18 protein-coding genes are annotated in these 23,266 nt (G+C 53.7%); 9 read left to right on the top strand and 9 right to left on the bottom strand.

Annotated features, from left to right (window positions below; all coding sequences use genetic code 11):
- Positions 1–14: 14 nt before the first annotated feature.
- Both BCF11_RS12640 and BCF11_RS12635 read right to left on the bottom strand, forming a co-directional pair.
- Positions 15–1,043 (bottom strand): porin, encoded by a 1,029-nt coding sequence (locus BCF11_RS12640; RefSeq protein WP_098495059.1) that lies wholly within the window; start codon positions 1,041–1,043, stop codon positions 15–17.
- Complete coding sequence (locus BCF11_RS12635) at positions 1,040–2,821, bottom strand: M14 family metallopeptidase (protein ID WP_098495058.1); 1,782 nt, start codon at positions 2,819–2,821, stop codon at positions 1,040–1,042. Before BCF11_RS12635 ends, BCF11_RS12640 begins: the two co-directional genes overlap by 4 nt.
- A 206-nt stretch (positions 2,822–3,027) precedes the next feature.
- Between BCF11_RS12635 and glmU the strand changes: the two genes are divergently transcribed.
- The gene (gene glmU / locus BCF11_RS12630; protein WP_098495057.1) at positions 3,028–4,386 is read left to right on the top strand and encodes a bifunctional UDP-N-acetylglucosamine diphosphorylase/glucosamine-1-phosphate N-acetyltransferase GlmU; all 1,359 of its coding nucleotides are present in this window, start codon (positions 3,028–3,030) and stop codon (positions 4,384–4,386) included.
- 98 nt (positions 4,387–4,484) lie between these two features.
- Here glmU and BCF11_RS12625 read toward each other — a convergent pair whose 3' ends face one another.
- A complete protein-coding gene (locus BCF11_RS12625) occupies positions 4,485–4,949 on the bottom strand; it encodes an Lrp/AsnC family transcriptional regulator (protein WP_098495056.1) in 465 nt (154 codons plus the stop codon).
- Positions 4,950–5,120: 171 nt separating this feature from the next.
- Between BCF11_RS12625 and glmS the strand changes: the two genes are divergently transcribed.
- A complete protein-coding gene (gene glmS, locus BCF11_RS12620; RefSeq protein WP_098495055.1) occupies positions 5,121–6,938 on the top strand; it encodes a glutamine--fructose-6-phosphate transaminase (isomerizing) in 1,818 nt (605 codons plus the stop codon).
- Positions 6,939–8,573: 1,635 nt separating this feature from the next.
- Here glmS and BCF11_RS12615 read toward each other — a convergent pair.
- The 4 genes from BCF11_RS12615 to BCF11_RS12595 form a co-directional block, all read right to left on the bottom strand.
- Positions 8,574–9,293 carry a DUF6088 family protein gene (locus BCF11_RS12615; RefSeq protein ID WP_098495054.1) on the bottom strand — a complete coding sequence of 240 codons (720 nt, stop codon included), beginning with the start codon at positions 9,291–9,293 and terminating at the stop codon, positions 8,574–8,576.
- A 173-nt stretch (positions 9,294–9,466) separates the two neighbouring features.
- Complete coding sequence (locus BCF11_RS12610) at positions 9,467–9,709, bottom strand: hypothetical protein (protein ID WP_098495053.1); 243 nt, start codon at positions 9,707–9,709, stop codon at positions 9,467–9,469.
- 768 nt (positions 9,710–10,477) lie between these two features.
- Positions 10,478–10,705: a hypothetical protein gene (locus BCF11_RS27585; RefSeq protein WP_143751325.1), complete on the bottom strand. Its 228-nt coding sequence runs from the start codon at positions 10,703–10,705 to the stop codon at positions 10,478–10,480.
- 104 nt (positions 10,706–10,809) lie between these two features.
- Positions 10,810–12,438, bottom strand: a complete 1,629-nt coding sequence (locus BCF11_RS12595) for an anti-phage dCTP deaminase (protein ID WP_098495050.1) — start codon at positions 12,436–12,438, stop codon at positions 10,810–10,812.
- Positions 12,439–12,790: 352 nt separating this feature from the next.
- Here BCF11_RS12595 and BCF11_RS12590 point away from each other — a divergent pair, with 352 nt between their 5' ends.
- The 7 genes from BCF11_RS12590 to BCF11_RS12560 all read left to right on the top strand — a co-directional run bounded on the left by BCF11_RS12590 (position 12,791) and on the right by BCF11_RS12560 (position 20,966).
- Positions 12,791–13,576: a sigma-70 family RNA polymerase sigma factor gene (locus BCF11_RS12590; protein WP_199110854.1), complete on the top strand. Its 786-nt coding sequence runs from the start codon at positions 12,791–12,793 to the stop codon at positions 13,574–13,576.
- Positions 13,573–14,154, top strand: a complete 582-nt coding sequence (locus tag BCF11_RS12585) for a hypothetical protein (RefSeq protein ID WP_098495048.1) — start codon at positions 13,573–13,575, stop codon at positions 14,152–14,154. The genes BCF11_RS12590 and BCF11_RS12585 overlap by 4 nt, the downstream gene beginning before the upstream one ends.
- Before the next feature lies 1 nt (position 14,155).
- Positions 14,156–17,560, top strand: coding sequence for an ATP-dependent helicase (locus BCF11_RS12580; RefSeq protein WP_098495047.1), 3,405 nt, complete (start codon positions 14,156–14,158; stop codon positions 17,558–17,560).
- An 86-nt stretch (positions 17,561–17,646) separates the two neighbouring features.
- Entirely contained in the window at positions 17,647–18,402 is a 756-nt protein-coding gene (locus BCF11_RS12575) for a multiubiquitin domain-containing protein (protein WP_098495046.1), read from the top strand.
- Positions 18,377–19,552 (top strand): ThiF family adenylyltransferase, encoded by a 1,176-nt coding sequence (locus BCF11_RS12570; protein WP_098495045.1) that lies wholly within the window; start codon positions 18,377–18,379, stop codon positions 19,550–19,552. Before BCF11_RS12575 ends, BCF11_RS12570 begins: the two co-directional genes overlap by 26 nt.
- Complete coding sequence (locus tag BCF11_RS12565; protein WP_199110853.1) at positions 19,549–20,010, top strand: DUF6527 family protein; 462 nt, start codon at positions 19,549–19,551, stop codon at positions 20,008–20,010. Before BCF11_RS12570 ends, BCF11_RS12565 begins: the two co-directional genes overlap by 4 nt.
- 98 nt (positions 20,011–20,108) lie before the next feature.
- Positions 20,109–20,966, top strand: coding sequence for a DUF6216 family protein (locus tag BCF11_RS12560; RefSeq protein ID WP_098495044.1), 858 nt, complete (start codon positions 20,109–20,111; stop codon positions 20,964–20,966).
- Positions 20,967–21,479: 513 nt separating this feature from the next.
- On the opposite strand, the gene BCF11_RS12555 is transcribed toward BCF11_RS12560, so the two are convergent.
- On the bottom strand, positions 21,480–21,773 hold the full coding sequence (locus BCF11_RS12555; RefSeq protein WP_199111230.1) for a hypothetical protein: 294 nt from the start codon (positions 21,771–21,773) through the stop codon (positions 21,480–21,482).
- Complete coding sequence (locus tag BCF11_RS12550; RefSeq protein ID WP_098495043.1) at positions 21,773–23,122, bottom strand: DUF637 domain-containing protein; 1,350 nt, start codon at positions 23,120–23,122, stop codon at positions 21,773–21,775. Before BCF11_RS12550 ends, BCF11_RS12555 begins: the two co-directional genes overlap by 1 nt.
- Positions 23,123–23,266 lie beyond the last annotated feature (144 nt).

Raw genomic sequence — 23,266 nt, 5'->3', positions numbered from 1 at the left:
GCTTTCCTGTCAGATCAAAACCGGTGCTGGATGCCGCTGCTGATCGTATTGGACAGATTCCCTGCCTTGCTGGCGTTCAGCTCCTCACGGTCATACGAGGCGTACAGCTTGGTGCGCTTGCTCGCGTGATAAATGTAGCCGGCCTGGAGGTTCGAACCCTTGCCCCGGATATCGCTTTGCGTATCGCGCTTCATGTAATTCGCCACCACCTGGTGCCGTCCTGCCCCGAAAGGCAGCGCAAACCCGAGCAGCCAGTAATCCACCGCCGCGCGTGAAGTGGCCGTGGCATTGTAACGATCCCTGCCATACAAGGCCGATACCTTGGCCGCACCAAAATCGTAAGAGCCTACCAGTTGCCATTTCTGCCCGAACTCGTTCTCTAGCGGCGCCCCGCTGCGCCGGTTGCGGCCATGGCCAATGCCGGCGGACAGCGTCTTCGATTCATAGTTGAGGCCAACATCGGTCGCCTTGACATCGCCTTCCTGCGCCACCTTGGCCGCGCCATCGCTCGGATCGGGCTGGTGGTAGCGCGCCCGCACACTGAAGCCGCTGAACACCGGGCTCATGTAGCCGACCGCATTGCTGGTGCGGTTGCGCGCGTTCAGCCAGCGCGTGCCGATCGCCGTGGCGCCGGCGTCATGCATCACAAAGGTAACGTTCCTGGTGACTTGCGAATACAGCGGCGAGCCGCTTTCCTGCGCCGAATCCAGGCGCCCCAGCGCCAGCACCCCGAAGCCGCCGCGCAAGCCGACATAGGCATTCCGAAAAAGCGGATCGACCGCCTGGCCGGTATCGGCGCTGAAACCGGCTTCCAGGCCGAACAGGGCGGTCATGCCGCCGCCCAGGACTTCACGGCCGCTGACGCCGAAACGCGATGCGTTGTCCACCATCTTCATCGTATTGCCGCCATTGCCGTTGACGCTATCCATGCTCAGGTCGACGCGGCCGTAGACGTGCACCCGCTCGTCCGTTTCCGCAAAAGCAGCGCCCGCCGGACTGGCGGCAGCGCCTGCCAGCAGCCCATACAAAAATATTTTTTTCATTGCTTCGCTCCAGGATCGTTCTCTGCGTAGGACTGTCTCTGCGCCGTTGTGTCTGGCAGCAAACCCTGCTGGGCAGCTAGTGCTTCGACCGCCAGCTGCGGCCGCTTCGCTAAGCGGTACAGTGGCAGGTAGGCCGGTTTGCCGTTCTCGGCAGCGGGCACCTGCAGCAAGCGGTTCGACACATAGCTGCTCTGCGATTCCGGCTCCAGCGCGGCGGCGGCCAGATTAGCCAGCGGCTGGTCAAGCGGTACGTAGTACCAGCCGCCTGCTATCGTCAATCGCACAGGCTCCAGCTCGGTAGTAACACGCATCACGTCGCTGGCAGCGCCGGCCGATCCGGTCACATCCTGTTTGCGCCCTGCGGACTGCGAGGTGAGGCGATAGGCTTGCGCACCCTGTTCCGGCGCCAGCTGCAATTCCGCGGCCACCATGTATACGCTCACGCCGAGCGCTTGCAGACGTTCGGCTGCGCGCTGTTCCGAAGCCGGCAGGAGATAGGCATAAGGGCGCGGACGCTGCAGTCTGGGCTGAATCGCCAGGGCAGACATCCAGTCGACTTCGATGGCTATTGGCTGGCCGCTCTGCGCATCCAGCATCGCCAGCGTGTGGCGGCCGGGCGTCGCCACGCCAATCACATTCAGTACGCCCTGTCCCGCTTCGGCGGCCACCTGCTGGCGTAGCTGCCGGTTCAGGGCCAGCACCTGCGACGCCTGGCTGGCCGTGGTCTGCACTATCGATTCAATTGCGGTCAGATGGGTAAACACGCGCCGTTTGAAATGCGCCTTGCCGATGCCGACGCCGCGGGTTTCCAGCAGAAAGGAGATGGCATTGCGCAGGCCGGCGATGTTGCGGCCGGTATCCGGGCCGACGCCACCCATCACCACCGTCTTGTCTGCCATGCTCACGCTGGTGGTGTAATACCAGGAATGGCTCAATTTATGGTGGTCGAACGCCTGCAGCAGCGGCTGGCGAAACAGCGTTTCCGCTGCCGCCGCCTGCGCCGGCGGCAGATTCGCCACAGTGGCGGACTGGATCAGACCATCAAATTTTTGCAGCGCGCCGAATTTTTCCACCCAGCGGCCACCGACGCTGAACTCATGGCTGTCCAGCACTACTTCCGGTTGATAGCCATTGAACACCTGCGCCAGCGCCTGCCCTTCCGGCGTCGCCAGTGTCAGGTGGTCGCGGTTGACGTCTTGCCCATCCGCCAGGCCGCGCAGGAAGGCAGCACTGCCGTCGGGATTGGCGCGCGGCACGATCAGGATATTCACTTGCGCGAGAATATCGCCCAGCGCGCCATTGGCAAGCATGCCGGCAAAGGCCAGCGCCGCTTCGCCGCCGGCCGGCTCGTTGCCATGCTGCGAACCGATCAGCAGTACCGTCGGCTTGCCGTTTTTCATCAGCTCGGCGCCGCTGGCCGTGGACGGTTCGACAAACACCAGCAACGGAATCGCCCGTCCCTGCTGTGACAAGCCGAGCTGGCGCACGCGCATCGCCGGCGTTTGCGCGGCCAATTTTTGAATAAAGGCCAGCATTTCCTCCTGCGATGTGAAATCGTTTTTGCCGGCAGCAAACGCCGGTGACTCTATGGCAACGTCCGGATCCGGATACAGGCTGGCGATGGCGTCAATCTCAACCAGCGCCTTGGCTGGATCATATTGGGCGCCGGCAGGAGGCGATAGAACAGCTGTCGCGAGTAACAGCGCCACGACACCAGCCGATACTGCTGGACGGGCGAGGCGCGCGCAGGGAAATAGCGAGGGGAAAACGATGGGCATGCAGGTCTCCTATTGTCGATGATTGAATTATTTTTATTAAAAAACCAACAACATAATATCAAATAATTAACTATACGTCGTCAAAATGCAGGCGCATGCTAAAATTTTCCCTTGCGGTTTTACCCAGAACCGCAGCGCGGCAAAGCACTAGCCGGCATGGTGTTTTTGCCTAAGCCCTCTCTCTTCCTTATTCGCAAAGTGTCTCTATGAACGTCGTCATCCTCGCCGCAGGCATGGGCAAACGCATGCAGTCGGCGCTGCCGAAAGTCTTACATCCATTAGCTGGGAAATCGTTATTAGCGCACGTGGTCGATACGGCGCGCAGCCTGTCGCCAACCCGCCTGTGCATCATCTACGGCCATGGCGGCGATGCCGTATTGAAACAGTTCAATGGCGCCGACCTGTCGTTTGCCAAGCAGGAGCCGCAACTCGGCACCGGCCACGCAGTGGCCCAGGCCGTGCCGAAACTGGACGACAATGTGCCGACCCTGGTGCTGTACGGCGACGTGCCGCTTACCTCCAGCGCCACCTTGCAACGCCTGGTCGACGCCGCCGGCGCTGACCGGCTGGCGATCCTGACGGTGCAGCTGGCAGATCCGACCGGCTACGGCCGCATCGTGCGCGAAGACGGCAAGATCACCCGCATCGTCGAACAGAAAGACGCCAGCGCCGCCGAACGCGCCATCACCGAATGCAATACCGGCATCATGGTGGCGCCGACCAGACAGCTCAAAGAGTGGCTGGCCAACCTCTCCAACAACAATGCCCAAGGCGAATATTATTTAACGGACATCGTCGCCAGCGCCGTAGCCGCCGGCACGCCGGTGGTGTCGGCACAGCCCGACGCGGTATGGGAAACCCTGGGCGTCAACAGCAAGGTGCAACTGGCGGAACTGGAACGCGTACACCAGCGCAGCATTGCCGAACGCCTGCTGGAACAAGGCGTCACTCTGCTCGACCCGGCGCGGCTGGATGTGCGCGGCACGCTCAGCTGCGGCCGCGATGTCAGCATTGACGTAGGCTGCATCTTCGAAGGCGACGTCCGCATTGAAGACGGCGCCGTGATCGGCGCCCATTGCGTCATCAAGAATGCCCGCATCGGCCGCGACGCCAACATCAAGCCGTTCTGCCATATCGAAGACGCCGTGGTCGGCGCCGCTTCGCAGATCGGCCCGTATGCGCGCCTGCGTCCGGGCACGGAACTGGGCGAGGACGTCCACATCGGCAACTTCGTCGAAGTCAAGAACAGCCAGGTCGCCGCCCACAGCAAGGCCAATCACCTGGCTTATGTCGGCGACGCCACAGTGGGCTCGCGCGTCAACATCGGCGCCGGCACCATCACTTGCAACTACGACGGCGCCAACAAATTCCGCACCATCATCGAAGACGACGCCTTCATCGGCAGCGACAGCCAGCTAGTGGCGCCGGTGCGCGTCGGCAAGGGCGCCACGCTCGGCGCCGGCACCACGCTGACCAAGGATGCGCCGGAAGGCAAGCTGACCGTCTCGCGTGCGCGCCAGATCACCATCGACGGCTGGCAGCGGCCGGTGAAGATCAAGAAGTAAATGAACTGGTAGGGTGGGCACCTGTGCCCACGCGGACCGTCGGCTATGCCAGAATCGCCTACCGCGTGGGCAGAAGATCTGCCCACACCCTACAATCTTTATACCGCTAGGCGCGTATCGAACTTGCTGCGGTAAATCGAAAAATACGTGCGCACATTGCGCACATTCTTTTGCGCGGCAAACAACTGATGCGCCAGCGCATGGTAGGCCGCCATGTCCGCCACCTGCACCACCAGCACGAAATCCGGCCCGGGCGAAACGCGATAGCATTGCAGCAGCATCGGCTCGGCCGCCACCAAGGCCTCAAATTCCACCAGCCGCTCATCGGCCTGATTGTCGAGCGTGACTTCGACGATCGCGGTTAGCCCGGCGCCGACCTTGTCCGGCGCCACGATCGCCACCTGCCGCAAGATGATGCCAGCATCGGTCAGGCGCTTGACGCGTCGCAGGCAAGTCGGCGCCGAAGCGTGCACCTGCTGCGCCAGCTGGTGATTGGTTTGCGCGGCATCGGCCTGCAAGGCGTTCAAAATCCGCTTGTCCAGCTCGTCGAGGGTAATTTCCATATCGCAATATGCAATTTATTAGATATATATGAATATATATGAAATATTATTTCATCGCATTTATACGATGAAATAATTCACGAAATTATCAATCATATAGATACTTTATTTCATAACAGCTCGCCTAAGATACCCATATTCTTGAATTCCACCTTCAATGAGGAAAAGACCATGTGCGGTATCGTCGCAGCAGTTGCTCAAATTAATGTCACCCCCATCCTGCTGGAAGGGCTGAAACGGCTCGAGTACCGCGGTTACGATTCCTGCGGCGTCGCCTTGCATATCGACGGCAAGCTTCAGCGCTCGCGCAGCACATCGCGCGTGGCCGACCTCGAAAGCCAGATGGAAAAGGCCCATCTGTCGGGCTTCACCGGCATCGCCCACACCCGCTGGGCCACCCATGGTGCGCCGGCCACCCACAATGCCCACCCGCATTTTTCGCGCGACCGCATCGCCCTGGTCCACAACGGCATCATCGAAAACCACGACGAACTGCGCGCCGACCTGCAAGCCGCCGGTTACCAATTTGAAAGCCAGACCGACACCGAAGTGATCGCCCACCTGGTCGACCACATGTACAGCGGCGACCTGTTCGCCACCGTGCAGCAAGCAGTAAAACGCCTGACGGGCGCCTATGCGATTGCCGTGTTCTGCGTCGACGAACCGCACCGCGTGGTCGCCGCGCGCCAGGGTTCGCCGCTGATCGTCGGCGTCGGCCAGGGCCAGAACTTCGTCGCCTCGGACGCCATGGCGCTGGCCGGCACCACCGACCAGATCATCTACCTGGAAGAAGGCGACGTGGTCGACCTGCAATTGCAGCGCGTCTGGATCGTCGACGCCGCCGGCAAAGCGGTCGAGCGCGAAGTGAAAACCGTGCACGCCTACAGCAGCGCGGTCGAGCTCGGCCCCTACCAGCACTACATGCAAAAGGAAATCTTCGAACAACCGCGCGCGATCGCCGACACCCTGGAAGGCGTCACCGGCATCATGCCGGAACTATTCGGCGACGGCGCCTTCAATGTCTTCAAGCAGATCGATTCGGTCCTGATCCTGGCCTGCGGCACCAGCTACTACGCCGGTCTGACGGCAAAATACTGGATCGAATCGGTCGCCAAGATCCCGGTCAACGTCGAGATCGCCAGCGAATACCGCTACCGCGACAGCGTGCCGAATCCCAACTCGCTGGTAGTCACCATCACGCAAAGCGGTGAAACCGCCGACACCCTGGCCGCGCTCAAGCACGCGCGTTCACTCGGCATGCTGCACACGCTGACCATCTGCAACGTCGCCACCAGCGCCATGGTGCGCGAATGCGCGCTGGCCTACATCACCCGCGCCGGCGTCGAAGTCGGCGTCGCCTCGACCAAAGCCTTCACCACCCAACTGGCCGCACTGTTCCTGCTGACCCTGGCGCTGGCGCAAAGCAAAGGCCGCCTCAGCGACGAAGAAGAAGCCGCCCACCTGAAAGCCATGCGCCACCTGCCCGCCGCCCTGCAAAGCGTGCTGGCGCTAGAACCGCATATCGTAGCCTGGGCCGAAGCCTTCGCGCGCAAGGAAAACGCCCTGTTCCTGGGCCGCGGCATCCACTACCCGATCGCCCTGGAAGGTGCGCTGAAGCTCAAGGAAATCACCTACATCCACGCCGAAGCCTACGCCGCCGGCGAACTCAAGCACGGCCCGCTGGCGCTGGTGACGGAAGAAATGCCAGTGGTTACGGTAGCGCCTAACGATGCGCTGATCGAAAAGCTGAAATCGAACATGCAGGAAGTGCGCGCGCGCGGCGGCCAGCTTTATGTTTTTGCCGATGCCGATTCGCACATCAAGTCGAGTGAAGGCGTGCATGTGATCCGGTTGCCGGAGAACTACGGTTTGCTATCGCCGATCCTGCATGTGGTGCCGTTGCAGCTGCTGTCGTATCACACGGCGCTGGCGCGCGGAACTGATGTGGATAAGCCGCGGAATTTGGCTAAGTCGGTGACTGTCGAATAGGGTAACCGATACATTATGGAATGTCCTAAGGTGACCATTAATATGGATATTCTATATGTAAAAAATCCCATTAAATTACTATATTCGTTAAATATGGATATTTGCGACTAATATTCTTACAATTAAAATCGAAGTCTGTCGATATTCCTTACTGTCGACGAATAAAAAAGTCTGACACGAAATAAAAATGTTTGACACAAGATAAAAAAGATTGACACAAGAATGGAGCACCCACTAGTCGGCTGTTACACCTGACGCGGTCAGCAAGCTAGAAGAAAAGGCCCTGCAAAGCAGGGCCTTTTCTTTAATAACTGGGGGAACGAGCCAATTGAACTGATCAGTCAGACTGCAGTATCCGCTCGGGTCGAACCCCACATAGAAGGTGTACCACCAAATTTTGAACAACCACCTGCTAGCCGATTCGTTACCCTATTCTCTAAGGTATCCTCTGTCAACTCTCTCGAAAACCTCGCCATCTAGCATTAGGACTTCGGAGCCAGATGTCACCTTCGGAATGTCCTGGTCGATAAGCGAAAACTGTGTTATCCCCAAGAACCAGCAATATCTGATCTCTCTTAACGAGCGAGACGGGCTAGAATTTTTTGAAGAACAATACGGAGCTCTGCACAGACGAAATTTTGATCACAAGACTGGTCGCGCATTCGTCGGATCACGTTCTGCGAACGTTTCTTCTATCGGCGACCTCGTTTGCGGGCAGTGGCGCTTGGTATAAGCGTTTCGTCGTGATCCGTCCAAGATCATTTTGATTGGCAGTAACGCGGAGCTGGAACGTATGGCCTTTGAGTCAGGACATGAAGTGCAGATACTTCCACCTGGTTCCCCACCCCGGAAGGCGCTGCTCCAGTACGGCCCTATGCCAGTTGAAGAGGAAAAATTCATCCGCCCTTATTGAATTTGATATCTACCAATATATAACTAAGTATAGATATGTATAAAAAGAAATTGATATACTTTGAACCCCTCGGGCTGGGCCAAGGTTTTCGCAGCATGCCGACGTATCGAAACGGTTAGTTTTCGACTTTATTTGTTGGAAAAATGCCGACTTCTTGAGCTTGCACCAATGTGTTTTCGACTTTGGACAATTTGTAGCTGGATCCGCAAGGTCTGGTGTCGAACTTCATTTAACTCGAAACTAGACATTCTTTTAATTCAAAGAGTTATATGTTCACTGCTCGGCTAACTTTGCATCAAATAATCATCTAAGTCTGAATTCACGGGGATTTTGTTCATTTAACTCTGAGTTTTTCATAGTGGCTCGATTTTCCTAAATTTTTGAGGCGGCGCGCGATAAATTGGTCTGAAAAGATGAGATAAATGGGGTCGTAAGAATTTACACATACGGTAAATTAATTACAGATTATCGATTGAAGCGCAGACAAAATGCCAGACCTTGGTATTTTTTTTCGCCTGAACTAAACGCACCACTCCAAAGTGTTAAAGAATGTCGCTTGTGTGACAATGGTTTCTTGTGGCGCAATACACGACACTCAATACACTAGGCATGGGCTTTATGGTTACACTTCAAACCTGAGCTGTTAATACATTCCGTAAGCTTCGATCCGAGTCTGGGGCGCCGCTTGCAGTGAGCGGTGACGACTGCATGGATTGCTGGACTCAATGAGCCTCAACATGTTTGGCCGTTCGGCGTCGCACAGAAGATGGCTTTTCAGTACTGGGAAATGGATGTGTTGCGGTCGATGCAGCCCGTGGGTCACATCCGGGGAGTTCACGGACCAAACTTTGCATCCACGCCGGCAACACGTTAAAGCCATTGAGTAAATCCTGGCGGATGGCGGCACCGTGTATAGGATCGGCCAGTGCCTTGGTCAGCTTGTTCAGGATAAGAGAACGCTCCGAATCCAATGTGTCTTTTAACCAGTGCAGCGCCTGTACAACGCGCATGGCCGGACGTCCAGCCCAGTAGAGTCGGCTGGGTGCTGTCTGCTTGAATTCGATGTTGAGTTTGTCTAGTTGAATTGCGCGGCGGCGGGTGTCGGTATGGACGGTGACGCGAACCGGCACCGCATCGGTCAGGCCAAGGTCATTGGCAGCGGTCATGCCGTCGACCAGCAGCCGTAATTGATCCCTGCGGGCAATCGCTTCCACCACCGCACGATAGTCCGGAGTCGTGGGACGCTTGGTCAGGCTGTTCAGCGTGGGCCTGTCATAGAGGCCCCTGTCGATGCGCCGCAACACTCCCGCCCGCACCATGCGCTGCAGAGTCTTGTCGATGGCATCGCGGCTGCCAAACTGTGCAAAGTCCGTCGGTACCCAAACTTGTCCGGAACCAGTCGCTTCGATCAGGGCAGAGATATTGGATTTGAGTTCTGACATTTTCTCTCTTGTCCGATATTTATATATCTTTTTCGGACCCTGAGCAAGAGATTGTCCGAAAAATGTAGTTTTATTTCGGACATTTTTAGTGCCAACTCAGACTTATCCTCCAATGCTCCCGTCTCTGTTATGGTGGCAGACATTGGCCATCAGCCCGGCTGCGCTCCCGTAGGTCATGCGTCATACCTGGTGCTCCTAAAAATCGTCTGAGCGTTGGCCACGCCGTCGCTGTCGCTGTCGTGATGCAGCTCGATCTCGTCCTGGTCCTGCCGGCAAAGCGTCATGTAACAAATACGCTGGACGTCGGACACAGTCACCGTGCGGCCGAGAACGGCGTCGATCGCCAGGCGCTCGACGGTCGTGCTGATTTCTGTTGCGCCCGTGATACGGCGATACAGGACGGTGCCGTCGGTCAATCCAATGCGAATGTCTCGCCGCCCAGGCTTGCCGGTGGCGAACCGGGTATAGCCGACATACTAAATGTCCATCGTGGAGTCGTTGGCCGAGACGACGGTTGTTAAGGTCAGATCGTCGGCGAAGGTGGGTAGCCAGAGTTCCTTCTGGCGGCCACGTAGGGCGTGCAGCAGGCTGCGGAAGCAGCATGCTCCCGCCGCCCTGCAGCAGCCAGCGACGGCCCTGGGCAGTGAATGCCTGAAAAGAGAAATCCCAAATATTCCGAATATAGTGGTGCTGGGGGAAGGCCAGTTCGACGCAAGCCCCACATAATTGTGGCCTGCGCAATCGCAGGAGAAATGGTCTTCGTATGAGTTGGCCATAGGGATAGCACGTCAAAGCCTCGCTCTCTCGCCTAAAGGTTGCGCTAGCTCGAGCAAGACTAGACGATGATGCCGCGAAGATCCACGCTATTGCAGCAGCGTGATGAACTGATAGATGGTCGATACGACGCACCTGAAAAATCGTGGCGAGCCACTGAATACTCCTGAGGTGATTTGCCTCCGACATTCGGAGTGTATAGCCCATACCGTGAGTATGGTCTTCTCGGAAAATGCGCATTACATCGACTCGGCAGACTATGAATCTGTCCAGTCCCGATCGATGCGACGCGCCGGGCCGCTGAGTGTCAATGCCGCGTTAAAGATGTACTGGATGGTGGCGGCCGGTTCAATAGAATTGGGGTAACTCTGTAGACAAACAAACACCGCCTGGAAGAAAACGGACAAGTTCTACCAAGACAGTTTTTTTGCGAAGGAAATCGTCTGGGAAATAATGATTTCTCGTTCGACGGCTTCTCTTTGAGAAGTATCAACGGAGCGGGATTGAGCAGAGCCGGAAGAGTATACAAGGGTTAAGCCCATTGGACGAGCAGCCCAGGTCACATTTTTGCTAGTGACAGAGACGCTATCAAAATTTAGGCAGAGCTGCCTTGCTTGCTCTTTCGGATCTATTTTCATGAGCATTAACCATGTTGAGAATAGCAGTTTCAGATTAAGTTAGCTAAATACTGCCGTCAAGATCGATTCAACAATAAAGCGGCTTTTTTCTTCGCTGCAACTCCTTACTCAGGATTCTCTATTGCTTTCAATGCTGGTACTGCATTTTTTAGTTTTTGAACAACTTTTGCTTCAAATTCTCTGTAATTGTCCAGGTATTCTGAGACAGCTTTGGGTGCATCTTTGGGCATAATCTTGATGACGTTTCCAGTTATCTCATCTTTCCGTTTTGTCATCTGGAAAAAATGAAGATATTGCTTAGGAGCTACGCCTTCAAAGTGAACAAACTTCACTAGTGATCTGACCGGCCGAGCACTATACCCGGCTTTTTCTACATCGTCATCCTCTGTTTCAAACTCAATGGCATCCGCATGAAGCTTCTTAGCCAGGCTTTTTTCGTAGGGTTCGATGTAATAAACCTTGTCGATTCCGGCGGCCACAATGTGGCGCGCGCAGCTATGGCAAGGAAACGTCGTGGTGAAAAGATGAGCACCAACGATGCCTGGCGTTCCTGTACGCGCGAGCGAAATGATTGCATCCATTTCCGCGTGTACAGCTCGAGAGAACTCCGTGAGATCGCCAATATGAGATGCCTTAAACACTGCCGTAAGTACATCGTCGAGGCGTGACTTTGGAATCAACGGGACGTCCTCATCTTGCTTTTGCTTTAATTCTTCCAGCGCCCGGCGAATGTCTGCTTTGTGCGAGAGCTTTTCCTGGTCGTTAAAGCAAATTTGTTCTTCGCGATGAACGCATCGCCGGTCATTTGTGCCGTCTTCAGCCGAGTACAGACCTCCGGTAGCTTTGGGAACGTCGTTGCATCCTGTTGATACGATCTTTCCTGATACATCTGAAATCGCAGCGCCGACTTGTCGAGAAAGGCAGGCCGACTTCAGTCCTGCGGAGTAGGCGGCATACATTCCATACTCCTGGGTAGTTGGGGTAATTCCATTTTCGCCGTGCAGCAGACCGATGAAGCGCCGCAGCTTGCGTTGGAGTGAACTGGTCGTACCTGCGTCGGTGCTTATGAAAAAATCGGCCAATTTCAACGCCTTATCTAGCTGCTGTCCGTTGTCGTCCTCTTGCCGCCGGTCACGCTCCATCAACTCAGAAATTGCAGAAGCTGCACGATCTATATTCAGCAGGCGGGATCTCCGCTTCTCAGCAACGCTGATGACGCCGATCAAATGGAAAAGCTTGCGATACACGATCCTGAGCATCGATACTTCATCCGGATGTTTGATTTGGTCGATTAAATAAGCCGTTCTAATTGGAATGTAATCCTGGGGCTCCACGCCTAACCCCTTTTGATGACCGCGCTGAACAACGATTTCCTCAATCGCATGTTCTGCAAGATAGCTACTACTGATTTTGCGCAGTTCGTTGCCACCATCTTGAAGTCGCATAATGCGCCTAACATTTGATGAGTATTCATTGTAAACATTGGCATCGAGTTTTACTGTTTCCTTGCCCAATGCAGTCTCAATGATTTGGCTAAGCTTGATGACATGCACTTCGTATCCCACCGATTCCAGTGCAAGCTTTGCCTCAGCAACGACCTGACCAGTGCCGCATCCAATTGGACCAGCGAATGCCAACACAAGCTCTTGAGATTGACGTGCATCTAGAGTTTCGCGAATGGATTTTTCGCCGGTTGTAGATATTTCAGCTCTGATCTGCTGTAGGTCCGCCATTTTTTTTGCTGGAACTTTGCCCACAGTCACCCGCCCTTCATAGTTGCCATCTATAAATATTGCAGTTTGTATATGGTCTGTTTCCCAACAATAGTCCCACTTATGATTAACTGCAAGAAATTATTGCTAATCGGAGAGCGCAGCACTGGTTGAGCAGACATTATTATTAAGAGTTGTGATTAAGGCAAAAATTAGTATCCCTTATAGGGAATAACTTTTAGTTGCCTGTAATGCATTTTTACGGAATAAAGATGCAAAAGTGGCAATCTATTGTGATAGACTAATTTTTGACAATTAGCAACAAATTCGGTCGCGTTTATCGGCATTCAATATTTCGAGAGGGGGGGCTGTTTTGATTGTTCCATTGCGCAAACGGAAAAAAGAAGGGGATCTGTACAAGCGATTTCCGGATATCGAGAAGAGGTTGGGCGAACTGGACCTGCTTTCGAAGGAGGATCTCGTGGACCGGTGTAAGCTTCCTAAAGGACACTCTCTACATGTCCCCAGCGAGTGTGTTTTGTACTTCGTGCGACGGAGCTCGGCTGCAAAGGATGATGTGCTGTTTGGGCAACTCTTCAAGGTCATCGCCGAGCGGATTCGTCGCGCATTACCTAGGGCTGAAAATCCAGATGGCGTGACCGTATCCTTCACCCGGAGTCAAATTTATGAACAAGTCTATGACAAGATAGTCACGCTACTGATTGAGGAGCGTGCTGGATACGTTGAGCGCCTGGATTTCTTTGAGATTAGCTTCAATGGGGGCCTCGCCAAGCTAAAGCTCGACGCCCAAGACAAGGCTTGGAAGGAAGAAAATCGCAACACGGAGCTCGAAGCCGACGAGGACAGCGGAGAAATTGCTGCGGAAGTGGAAACGGCCGCGGGCTCTTACGATCCCTTCGCTCCAGATGTTCTTGACGATTATATTTACCGGTCTCGCTTAGCCGCAGCGATGGATGAACTATCACCATTGCAAAGAAGGATTATCGAAATGTGGAGTAAAGGCATCCAGATCGACTCCAAGGATCCCGATGCGGTTACCATCGCCAAATCTCTTCGTAAGTCGGAAAAGACCATTCGAACCCATCGCGACCTAGCGCTTGATCGGTTGCGAAAACTACTCACAGGAGGAGGTAAATGATGGCTACTCATCTCCCAAAATTCACGTGCGATCAAGTCCTTGAATCGTTCGCGATGGAACGTGATGTTGACGGCAAGGCACTCCAGCGCTATTTGCAAGAGTATCCTGAATATGCGTCACAGCTTGTGGACCTTTCCCAGGAGATCTTCCGATTTGACATGCAAGACGAAAGTCCTCTGTCCGTAGAAGATCAGATGAGAATCGATTCAGCTTGGTCTCGCATTCAAAGTGCTCCGAGCAAGGCCACAATTGATCCCCTTGCTGATTTGACTGTGTCCAAGTTGCGTGAGATTGCCCAAGCGCTGGAAATACCGCGGCAAGTACTTACCGCGTTCCGTGAAAGAACCGTAATTGTCGCTTCCGTCCCAAACCGGTTTTTGACCCGACTTGCTGACTTAGTAGGCAGCAATTTTCAGGCATTGCATGACACTCTTGCTCAAGCGCCGCAGTTACATGTCCGGAGTTACAAGGCTGACGACAAGCCTCTCAAGGCCGCGCAAGTGACGTTCGAGCAACTTTTGCGCGGCACGGATCTTTCGGATGAGCAAATTGAACGGCTATTAGCGGACGACGCCTGACATGGATGGGGTTGAGATTGGTCGCCAAAAGGCTGCAGCTCTCCATGCACAGGTAGTAGCCGCGGGACAAGATCCGTGGAAGCCGCTGGCGTTCGTACTGGCTGAGGCGAAGTGCCAGGATCTGGATGTCGAATCCTGCAATAAAGGGGCCGTAGGACTCAACGGTGGCCGGGCGACGTTTATCCGTGATGAGAGCCTCATTCTGTATGAACGTGGCGGCACAGACTTCGAAAGCGCGTTTCTCATTGCTCACGAGATTGGTCACATCGTACTCGGTGATGACGTAGATGACGCCAACGACTCTACCCCCTACAACATTGATCCCGTTCGTGCCGCAGAGGCATCTCCCGTGGGAATGGATCGCGTAGTGGACTATGGAAGACGGCAGCGGCGAGAAGTCCAGATGGACCTTTTCGCCCGCGAGTTCTTGTTACCAAGACAGATAGCAAGAGGATTGCATCTCGACGACGGAATGACAGCATCGGATATCGCCAGTAAATTGGGAGCTCCATTCGAGGTAGTAGCTCAACAATTATTGGATGCGCTATTACTACCGCCGATACTCGCCACCACTGATATGCAACAGAAAAAGCTTGAATTGAACGAGTTGCAGGTGATAGCGGCAAATCATAGGGGCGTAGCGTATTTGCTGGAAGCGGGACCAGGTACCGGAAAAACACAAACCTTGATCTCCCGTATTGAAGGTCTATTGGCCGACGGAGTCGATCCGCGGCGCATCTTGGTCCTCACGTTTTCGAACAAGGCTGCGGGTGAAATTGCGGAGAGGGTGGCCCGCGTCGACAGCGTGGCCGCCGCAGCCATGTGGACCGGAACGTTTCACGCTTTCGGCTTGGACCTCCTTCGTCGCTTTCACAGCGAACTAGAGCTCCCTGCTGACCCTCGCATGCTCGATCGCACAGAAGCAGTCGAATTGCTGGAAAACGAATTTCCCAGATTAAGCCTAGAACACTACCGAAACATCTACGATCCCACCAATATTATCGCGGACATTCTTTCTGCCATCTCTCGCGCTAAGGATGAAGTGGTGGATGCCAAGAGATATCAAGACCTAGCTAATGCGATGCTGATGACCGCATCCAACGAAGATGAGACGGTGGCGGCCCAGAAGGCCATGGAGATTGCTAAGGTCTATCAAGGATACGAGCACCTTAAACGCCAAGCTCAAGCTGTCGATTTTGGCGACCTAGTCTGTCTACCTGTGCAATTGCTTGAGGGAAATGATGCAGTACGTGCGAGCCTTCGTGAGACCTACGATCATGTGCTGGTTGACGAATATCAAGATGTCAACCGAAGTAGTGTACGGCTGCTGTCAGCATTGTGCGGCGACGGAAAAAACCTGTGGGTGGTGGGGGATGCGAAGCAATCGATCTATCGTTTTCGCGGGGCTTCTTCTTTTAACATGGAGCGATTCGGAGTCAGTGACTTTCCGGGCGGCAAGCGGAGTCGCTTGAAGAAAAACTATCGTTCGGTGGCCGAAGTTGTGACGGCGTTCTCAAATTTTGCAGTTGGCATGGTGGTCGGTGACGCTACGAGCGGGTTGGAATCCGTGAGAGGTAACAGCGGTAACACTCCTAAACTGGGTCTAGTAAATCAAGGCGATGAACAGGTGGTCGCTATTGCGGACGCTGTGGCTGAAATGCGAGCGGCAGGCTACAGTTATAGAGACCAGGCAGTGCTTTGCACCGGCAACGAGAAACTTTCCGAGTTTGGACAGATGCTTGAACGGCTCAACGTGCCAGTGCTGTTTTTGGGAAGTTTGTTTGAGCGCCCTGAAGTGAAGGATATATTGGCCCTGGTGTCGCTACTGGTAGATCGTCGCGCCATGGGACTGCTGCGGACAGCTTGCTTGCCAGAATTTGAGATGTCGCTAGATGATGTCGCAACTGTAATGACCCAACTGAGCGAGCGCGACATTGAAGAGGTGAGTTGGTGGTCAACGGCAGATACGATCAATGGATTGTCGGTGGCGGGACAGGCAAGTCTGATCAAGCTAAAAGGTGTGTTGGTAGGATTTAACAACGATGCAGCACCATGGACCGTGATGGCCACTGTATTGTTGGATCGAACCCGCATGCTGGCAACGTTATCGCAATCTTCAGCAACGGCAGATCGGGCGCGAGGAATTGCAATTTGGCAATTACTGAATTTTGTAAGGGTGCAGCCCTTTGGTAAGGGGTTGCCAATTTCACGATTGCTGGATCGTATCCGCCGTTTGGTGAAGCTGGGCGATGATCGAGACCTACGGCAGTTACCGGCCGCAGCGCAAAGTATCGACGCGGTGCGGCTAATGACGATCCATGGAGCCAAAGGCCTCGAGTTCTCGGTTGTTCATCTACCGGGCATGAATGTCAGTACGTTACCAAGTGCGGCACGGTCGCCAGCATGTTTTCCCCCATCTGGCATGGTTGAAGGCGCAGATGGCGATGCCAAGGAACTACATCGGTGCGAGCATGAGAAGGAACAGGAATGTCTTTTCTACGTCGCGATCTCGCGAGCAAAGGACCAGCTTCTCATGTACGCAGCCACCCGCAACTCCATAGGATCCCGCCGGGCAACGTCTAAATTCGTGGATCGACTTGGGACGGCGGTAACGCGCTGCAGCGTCACACCATCGCAGCCGGTACCGGCGGCTCCGGAAGACACTGCGATCAAGCTAATAGTGGACGGTGGTCTCAGTTTTGCTGCATACGAGATTTCGCTATATCAATCTTGCGAACGGCGTTTCTTCTACACTTACGTTCTCAAAATCGGGGGAAGACGCACGCCGACCCCGTTTATGCTGATGCACGACGCCGTGCGTACTGTGTACCAAGCCATGGTCAAGGGAGGCGCTACCACGTCCGAGTCCCAAGACGAGTATCTGAACCAGGCTTTCATTGTATCTGGGTTGGCGGAACACGGGTACGTTGGCGACTACCTCACGCTAGCTAAGCATATGGTCAGCTATTTCTCGTCGATCCGAGAAAGTCACACGGCGGAACCGCCGGTCGGCTTAAGCCTGACGTTCGGGGAGGAACGGATCGTAATTCTCCCGGACGACGTTTTGGTGGCCCCCGATGGACGTCGCACATTTCGACGGGTGCATACTGGTCACAAGAGGAAAGACGATTTGACAGAACTTGGCGCAGCGACGTTCTTGTTGGCCGTGCAGCAAACCTTTTCTGATGCCCAAGTGGAGTTTGTGTACCTGTCGGACGGTGCTGTTCACCCGGTGATCTTTGATTCCAAAAAACTGAAAAATGGGACCGATACACTGAAGACTTCCCTTTCAAATATCCGTGCCGGCATGTTTCCAGCAAAGCCATCCAACCGAGTATGCCCCGCCTGCCCAGCTTTTTTCATCTGTGGCGCTATACCTCCAGGGGACCTGCACAAAAAATTCTAAGATTTTTTTACCGGTTTGCTCGTGTCACACCGATGAGAGGGTAGAGCTGGACATTCCGTCCGGTCAAACCTTGAAAGTGTTGCCAAATGGAAGCTGAAAAGAAAGTCGATATCGACAACGTGGGCGAGGCTATTCGCCAGGGCCGTAGTCTACATCCGGCTCACGCCTACCGCATCCTGTTTGCTCAGGAAAACCTTAACTTCCGTGCGATCGAGATCAGCGACCCTGTGCCGCTGGGGCGCCAAATCCTGGCCGCTGCTGGCCTGAATGCCCACGGCGATTTCAGCCTGTTTGCCATCCTGGAGACGGGCGATTTCGAGGACGTGCGCCTTGATGAACAATTCGATCTGCGCAGTAAGGGTGCAGAGCGTTTTGTAGCCTTCCAATCCGATCGCGATTTCAGGCTCACCGTCAATGACGCCCAGGTCAGTTGGGGAAAGCCGGCAATCCCTGGCGTTGTGCTATACACGCTTGCGAAACCTGGCGAACACGAAGCGGTTTTCATGGTCGTTCGCGGCAAGGAAGATCGTCTGATCGATCCCGTCGAAGCTGTGGACCTCACGCCCCCTGGAGTAGAGCACTTCGTGAGCGCACCTAAGCGCAAGCCAAAAATCGATATTGTCGTCAACGGACGCGAAGTCGAAGTCAAGGATAGCCATCAGACTTTCGAGCAGTTTGTAGCAATCGCCTATCCAGGTGAGGCACCGGCGCCAAATATCAAATATTCAATCACCTATCGCGGTGTAGCCTCCAAGCCCCATAGCGGGGAACTGGCTGCGGGTGGTTTTATTGAAGTCAAAAATGGGAGCGTCATCAATGTCGGCCGCACTATTCAATCTTAATTTGGACCTCAAGCGTCTGCGCGAAGAAGGTTATTTCGTGCAGATCGTCGACGGATGTCTGGTAATGCGTGAGGTACCGTACGTCAACGCACAGCGAGAGATTAAGATGGGCACGCTCATTTCTAGTCTCTGCCTGTCGGGGAATGTTACGCAAAAACCGGAGCCGCACACCGTGGAATTCGCCGGCGAGTTTCCATGCAATGCCGACGGAACTGCCATTCAGGGCATTTCCGCTGGAGCGGCGCCGGCGGCCTTAGGAAGAGGGTTAACCGCTCAGTATCTATTTTCAAGTAAACCGGGACCACAGGGCTACAGCGACTATTACCAGAAGATGTCGACGTATGCGACGATCATCTCAGGTCCAGCAGCTGTGCTCAAACCTGGCACGACCCCGCGTGTGTTCAGACAACCGGACTCGGAGGATGACAGCGTGTTTAATTACGTGGAAACTGCATCGGGTCGGGTGGGCATCGGGGAATTGACCGCACGTTTGGAAAGCGAACATGTAGCTATTATCGGAATTGGTGGTACCGGTTCGTATGTGCTGGACCAAGTGGCGAAGACACCTGTTCGTGAAATTCGCCTAATCGATGATGACGATTTTCTGCAACATAACGCATTTCGCGCGCCTGGTGCACCATCGATCGAGATCCTTCGTGGCGCGCCAAAAAAGGTTGATTACTTTGCCGGCATCTATACGAAGATGCATCGCAACATCGTGACGCATCCTGTGCAGATAAACGCAGCTAATCTCCACCTGCTAGACGGTATCACTTTCGCCTTTCTATGTATGGATGCAGGTGAGTCGAAGCGACTGACGGTGCAGAAATTGGAGGCAATGGGCGCATCTTTCGTGGATGTCGGCATGGGTCTGGAACTGGTAGACGGTTCGCTGGGAGGTATCCTAAGGGTGACCGCCAGCACGCCGGGCAAGCGTGACCATATTAAGGAACGCATTTCGTTTGAGGGCGGTGGTGCCGAAAACGTATATGCGTCCAACATCCAGGTCGCCGATTTGAACATGCTCAATGCAGCCTTAGCTGTCATCAAGTGGAAGAAGCTGCGCAGCTTTTACCGTGATTTGGAAAAGGAACATCATTGTTCCTATACGACCGATGGCAATATGTTGTTGAATGGGGATTTGACATGATGCAGCATACCCAACTTGAACCTCGCTTCGTTAAGTCCGTTCCCAAGGATTTGGAGCCCGGGGTGCTCTATGTATCGATGGAGTACGGTACTGCGATCCACAGTTGCTGCTGTGGTTGTGGTCACGAGGTTGTTACGCCGCTGACGCCGACCGACTGGTCCCTGAAGTTCAACGGCGAAGCGATTTCGCTCTGGCCTTCAATCGGCAACTGGAATCTACCCTGCCGGTCACACTACGTCATCGAAGGCAACCAAGTGATTGGGGCTGGTCCCTGGGACAAAGATAGGATCGAAGCGGAGCAAAAACGAGACAAAGTGGCGAAGACGCAGTTTTATGCGAAAAAAGCAGAGCCGATCCAGCCTGTACAGACCAAAATTCCAAAACCTGCGACAACGGTGATTCCAACACCCGATAGGCAAGAAGGTATCTGGGTGAAATTGCGGCAGTGGTTAAGCTAGGTCATCCTCCGCAGTTGCGGTCGGATGATCCACCAATTTTGCTACACCTTCCCTTTCGCTTAACTGCGACGGGATATTAATCTTAAAAGGAATAGAAAATGGAATTTTCCGGCATATTCGGTGCACTACCTGATTTCATTAAATCCCTTGGCTTGTCTGGGACCGTAATAGTTTCAAGCTTATTATTCGCAGCGTTGTTGGTTGCGGCATGTGTTCGGGCAGGATCTAGCCATTTTCTATTTCTACGATTGTGGTCAATCCTCAACGGCAAGAGTCCGATTAAAGATGGAGTATTGACCGATTTTTTTGAAAAAAAAACAGCACTCATGCAATTCAGACTTTTTACCGGCTATCGATTGCGTTCGTTGCCAGTCATGCACGGCGTCATAGAGTTTTCACGGAAGAACGGTATCGATATAGGCGAGATGAAGGCATGTGGAAGCTACTTCGATCCAGAAGCATTACAACTTCAAGAAAAATTGCCTGCTCGATGGGCAGTGGCCGGGAATTTTTCCCTACTAGGACTCTTTTTATTTCTGACAATCATTGGAACAATTCTTACTGTGTCCAATAGACCTTTATTGCAATTTAAGGAAGGGGATCACCGATGGTTCTTCTACAGTAAAAATGTATCTGTGACGACACTTCGAAACTCTACTCACTTCGACGCAGATGACTGCAAGAGCCGCGCGGACGAAATATTGAATCGAACTGGATGGTCAAAAAAAGATGTACAAATAGCCTGCGATTTTCTTCAGCACCCCATTCGAGACAAAGATTTTGATAATGCCGTAGCTGATCAGCGTTGGGCAGCAGGGCTTACAATCTTGTACGGACTGTTTTTGTCAGCGTTCTTTTGGGCTTCCTCCAGAGCAGGATACGCTGCACGGAAGTTATATCGAGTTCTCAAGAAAAAAAATCCCACAAGTGAGGGGCCATTGCCCACTAAATCGTAGCACAACCTATGCCTACTCCTTGCCTGTTGATTTGCACGCGGAATTGATCCGTTCTTGCTTTCGGCGTTGACCCCGCAGTAATCATGGAACCCATGGGCTCTACCTGCATTCTGAACGGCTTCGCTGGATCACAGGCAAGTGCAAAAGTGGGGCGAACGAGGTGCAAATCAACAGCCCATCCCCATATGCCCATACTAACTCGGTAGAGGCTTGAACTGACACCCCCATTTTGTTAGCCAAGTTTTGAGCAAAACCTGCATCGCAGGTCTAAGGAATATTCAAATGAAATCAATCACTTAGCCAGAAAACATTTCCGCAGACTGACAATTTTATCGGGCTTTACGGCCTTTATCTAAGCCATTCGTCTAATGAATGCGGAAACGATTTTCCTGCGGTAGCAAAGAATTAGCATCGTGAAAGCGGTCCCAGAAATGGCCACCGAATTCCTTCGGTTCAAGCGATAGCAGCCATCACCGAAATCAAAGAGACACCAATCTCTGGGGATATTCCGACCTAGCTTTTAGGATTTTCGCACTGTCGCAAAAAATCATCTATCTCACGTTCCTGCTCGGCGCTGAGCGGCTCATCAGCGAATAACTCGCTTAGCTCCTTGTTACCAACTTGCGGCAACAATTTGACAAGCCTCTCGTACACATGGAACTCGATTACTCCCCATTCAAGCAATCCGGCAAGATAACCTCTCCAAATTAGCACAACCGTGTCTTTCTCCCGGTGCCAACTCAGCTGCCTCGTAATACGGTTACACAATTCTTCCTCTGTTGGATAACCATTGACCATTGCTGTCATCACAATTTCCTTGGAATAAATACGGTTCCCTGAGAAGTAATTACAGTCACACCTTGAATTAGCGAGCCAGATGTATTGTCATTACCAAATGCTCGAATGATCCCACGCTGGGCAATATCTGGTGTCATTCCTGCTTGACCTCGCGCATCGACGATAATATTGCCGGATTGCCCGCGTGCATCCATGATTGTACTAGACAGAGATTTTGAGAGTCCGTCCGATGTCTGGTTAGCCACGTTGGACATAGTCTTTAACTCATACTTCGTCCCGTCAATGAGGAAATCAGCTGAGCGACCTGCATTGGTCGCCGGAATTATTTCAACAGTTTTTCCACCTGCGACCATTTCATTTACAAAGCCTTGTTCTGCGGATGTTAGACCATTTGTTGACCCGATGAGTTTTCTAGTGGAACCTGCCTCAATATTTGCCGCACTGGCGGTAGCTTTCTCACCTGTCAGTCCCAATTCTTTCACAATCAAATCCTTAGCTGCTATCTCAGCAGCTTCGGTCCCCACAATCTTCATGCCTCCCACCGCCAGAGCTTTCAAGGTAACAGCCAATCCCGCTTTGGCCAACACAGGCCCAAGCTGCAGCAAATCATCTGGCGAAATCGTGGGCATTTCCAGGCCCTGTGCTTTTGCCTGTGCAATCCCCCATGCCTTGGCCAGTACCGCGCAATCTGCACTACCTGTCGCATCACAACCAAAGGCGCTTTGCTGGTTTTGTATCCAATTCGCCAAGTTTTGGCAATCCGTCCCCTGGCAATGAGTTAGGCCATCAACCAAGATTTGATTACTGCTCTTATCATGCTCTTCGTAGATGCGAGCTCTAGCACAGGCATCAGGATTGGCCGGTGAGTAATCTGCCTTGGCCTTTTCGTAAGCGTTTCGATCTTTGGGAGATAAATAATTATTGAGAGCTTCATTGGCCGCAGCATTCGCTGCCACAGCGGCATTTTGTCCCAGGGCTGCCGCCACCGCACCACCTGCCAGCGTCGACAACGCAGCAACCACTGCAGCATTAGTCTTGTCTGCGCGGTCGGCATCGGTCTCTATACCGAGGGCGCTACCGATCGTTGGTGCTACCAATGCTGAAGTGGCTCCGCCTATTGCCCCTGCGGCGCAAGCATTACCTCCCAAACTGGCTGCGGCACATCCCAACAAGGCGTGACCCAGCACATTAGCCGGACTGTAGGGGTCCGAATTCAGACCAATCCCATTTGCCGCCGCTGCCGATGCATCGGCAATTAAGCCATTTTTAAATGCATTCCCAAAACTTCCCCCATACACTGCCGAATTAATCCCTGCACTAATGCCGCTACGCACCACGCTCGTGGCAACGTAATCCACTGGATGATTGTAAGCGCTAAATTAAGCACACCGTATTGAGAATTATTGGCAAACGCCAGGGGCATTGCGGCGATCAGTTACGATCGGCAATGTCCAGAAGTTGTTCCAGTAATTGTGCGGCCGGTTCCCGCCGGCGCGCTGTCA

Source organism: Collimonas sp. PA-H2, from assembly GCF_002564105.1.
Taxonomy (GTDB): domain Bacteria; phylum Pseudomonadota; class Gammaproteobacteria; order Burkholderiales; family Burkholderiaceae_D; genus Collimonas.
Note: the sequence above shows the minus strand (reverse complement) of the source record. Positions and strands in the feature narration are given on the sequence as shown.

Coding starts and splice junctions, on each gene's coding strand:
- glmS (WP_098495055.1), top strand. CDS start 5,121: ATGTGCGGTATCGTCGCAGCAGTTGCTCAAATTAATGTCACCCCCATC.
- BCF11_RS12595 (WP_098495050.1), bottom strand. CDS start 12,438: ATGGCGGACCTACAGCAGATCAGAGCTGAAATATCTACAACCGGCGAA.
- glmU (WP_098495057.1), top strand. CDS start 3,028: ATGAACGTCGTCATCCTCGCCGCAGGCATGGGCAAACGCATGCAGTCG.
- BCF11_RS12555 (WP_199111230.1), bottom strand. CDS start 21,773: ATGACAGCAATGGTCAATGGTTATCCAACAGAGGAAGAATTGTGTAAC.
- BCF11_RS12560 (WP_098495044.1), top strand. CDS start 20,109: ATGGAATTTTCCGGCATATTCGGTGCACTACCTGATTTCATTAAATCC.
- BCF11_RS12565 (WP_199110853.1), top strand. CDS start 19,549: ATGATGCAGCATACCCAACTTGAACCTCGCTTCGTTAAGTCCGTTCCC.
- BCF11_RS12635 (WP_098495058.1), bottom strand. CDS start 2,821: ATGCCCATCGTTTTCCCCTCGCTATTTCCCTGCGCGCGCCTCGCCCGT.
- BCF11_RS12570 (WP_098495045.1), top strand. CDS start 18,377: ATGTCGGCCGCACTATTCAATCTTAATTTGGACCTCAAGCGTCTGCGC.
- BCF11_RS12585 (WP_098495048.1), top strand. CDS start 13,573: ATGATGGCTACTCATCTCCCAAAATTCACGTGCGATCAAGTCCTTGAA.
- BCF11_RS12615 (WP_098495054.1), bottom strand. CDS start 9,293: ATGTCAGAACTCAAATCCAATATCTCTGCCCTGATCGAAGCGACTGGT.
- BCF11_RS12640 (WP_098495059.1), bottom strand. CDS start 1,043: ATGAAAAAAATATTTTTGTATGGGCTGCTGGCAGGCGCTGCCGCCAGT.
- BCF11_RS12580 (WP_098495047.1), top strand. CDS start 14,156: ATGGATGGGGTTGAGATTGGTCGCCAAAAGGCTGCAGCTCTCCATGCA.
- BCF11_RS12575 (WP_098495046.1), top strand. CDS start 17,647: ATGGAAGCTGAAAAGAAAGTCGATATCGACAACGTGGGCGAGGCTATT.
- BCF11_RS12625 (WP_098495056.1), bottom strand. CDS start 4,949: ATGGAAATTACCCTCGACGAGCTGGACAAGCGGATTTTGAACGCCTTG.
- BCF11_RS27585 (WP_143751325.1), bottom strand. CDS start 10,705: ATGAAAATAGATCCGAAAGAGCAAGCAAGGCAGCTCTGCCTAAATTTT.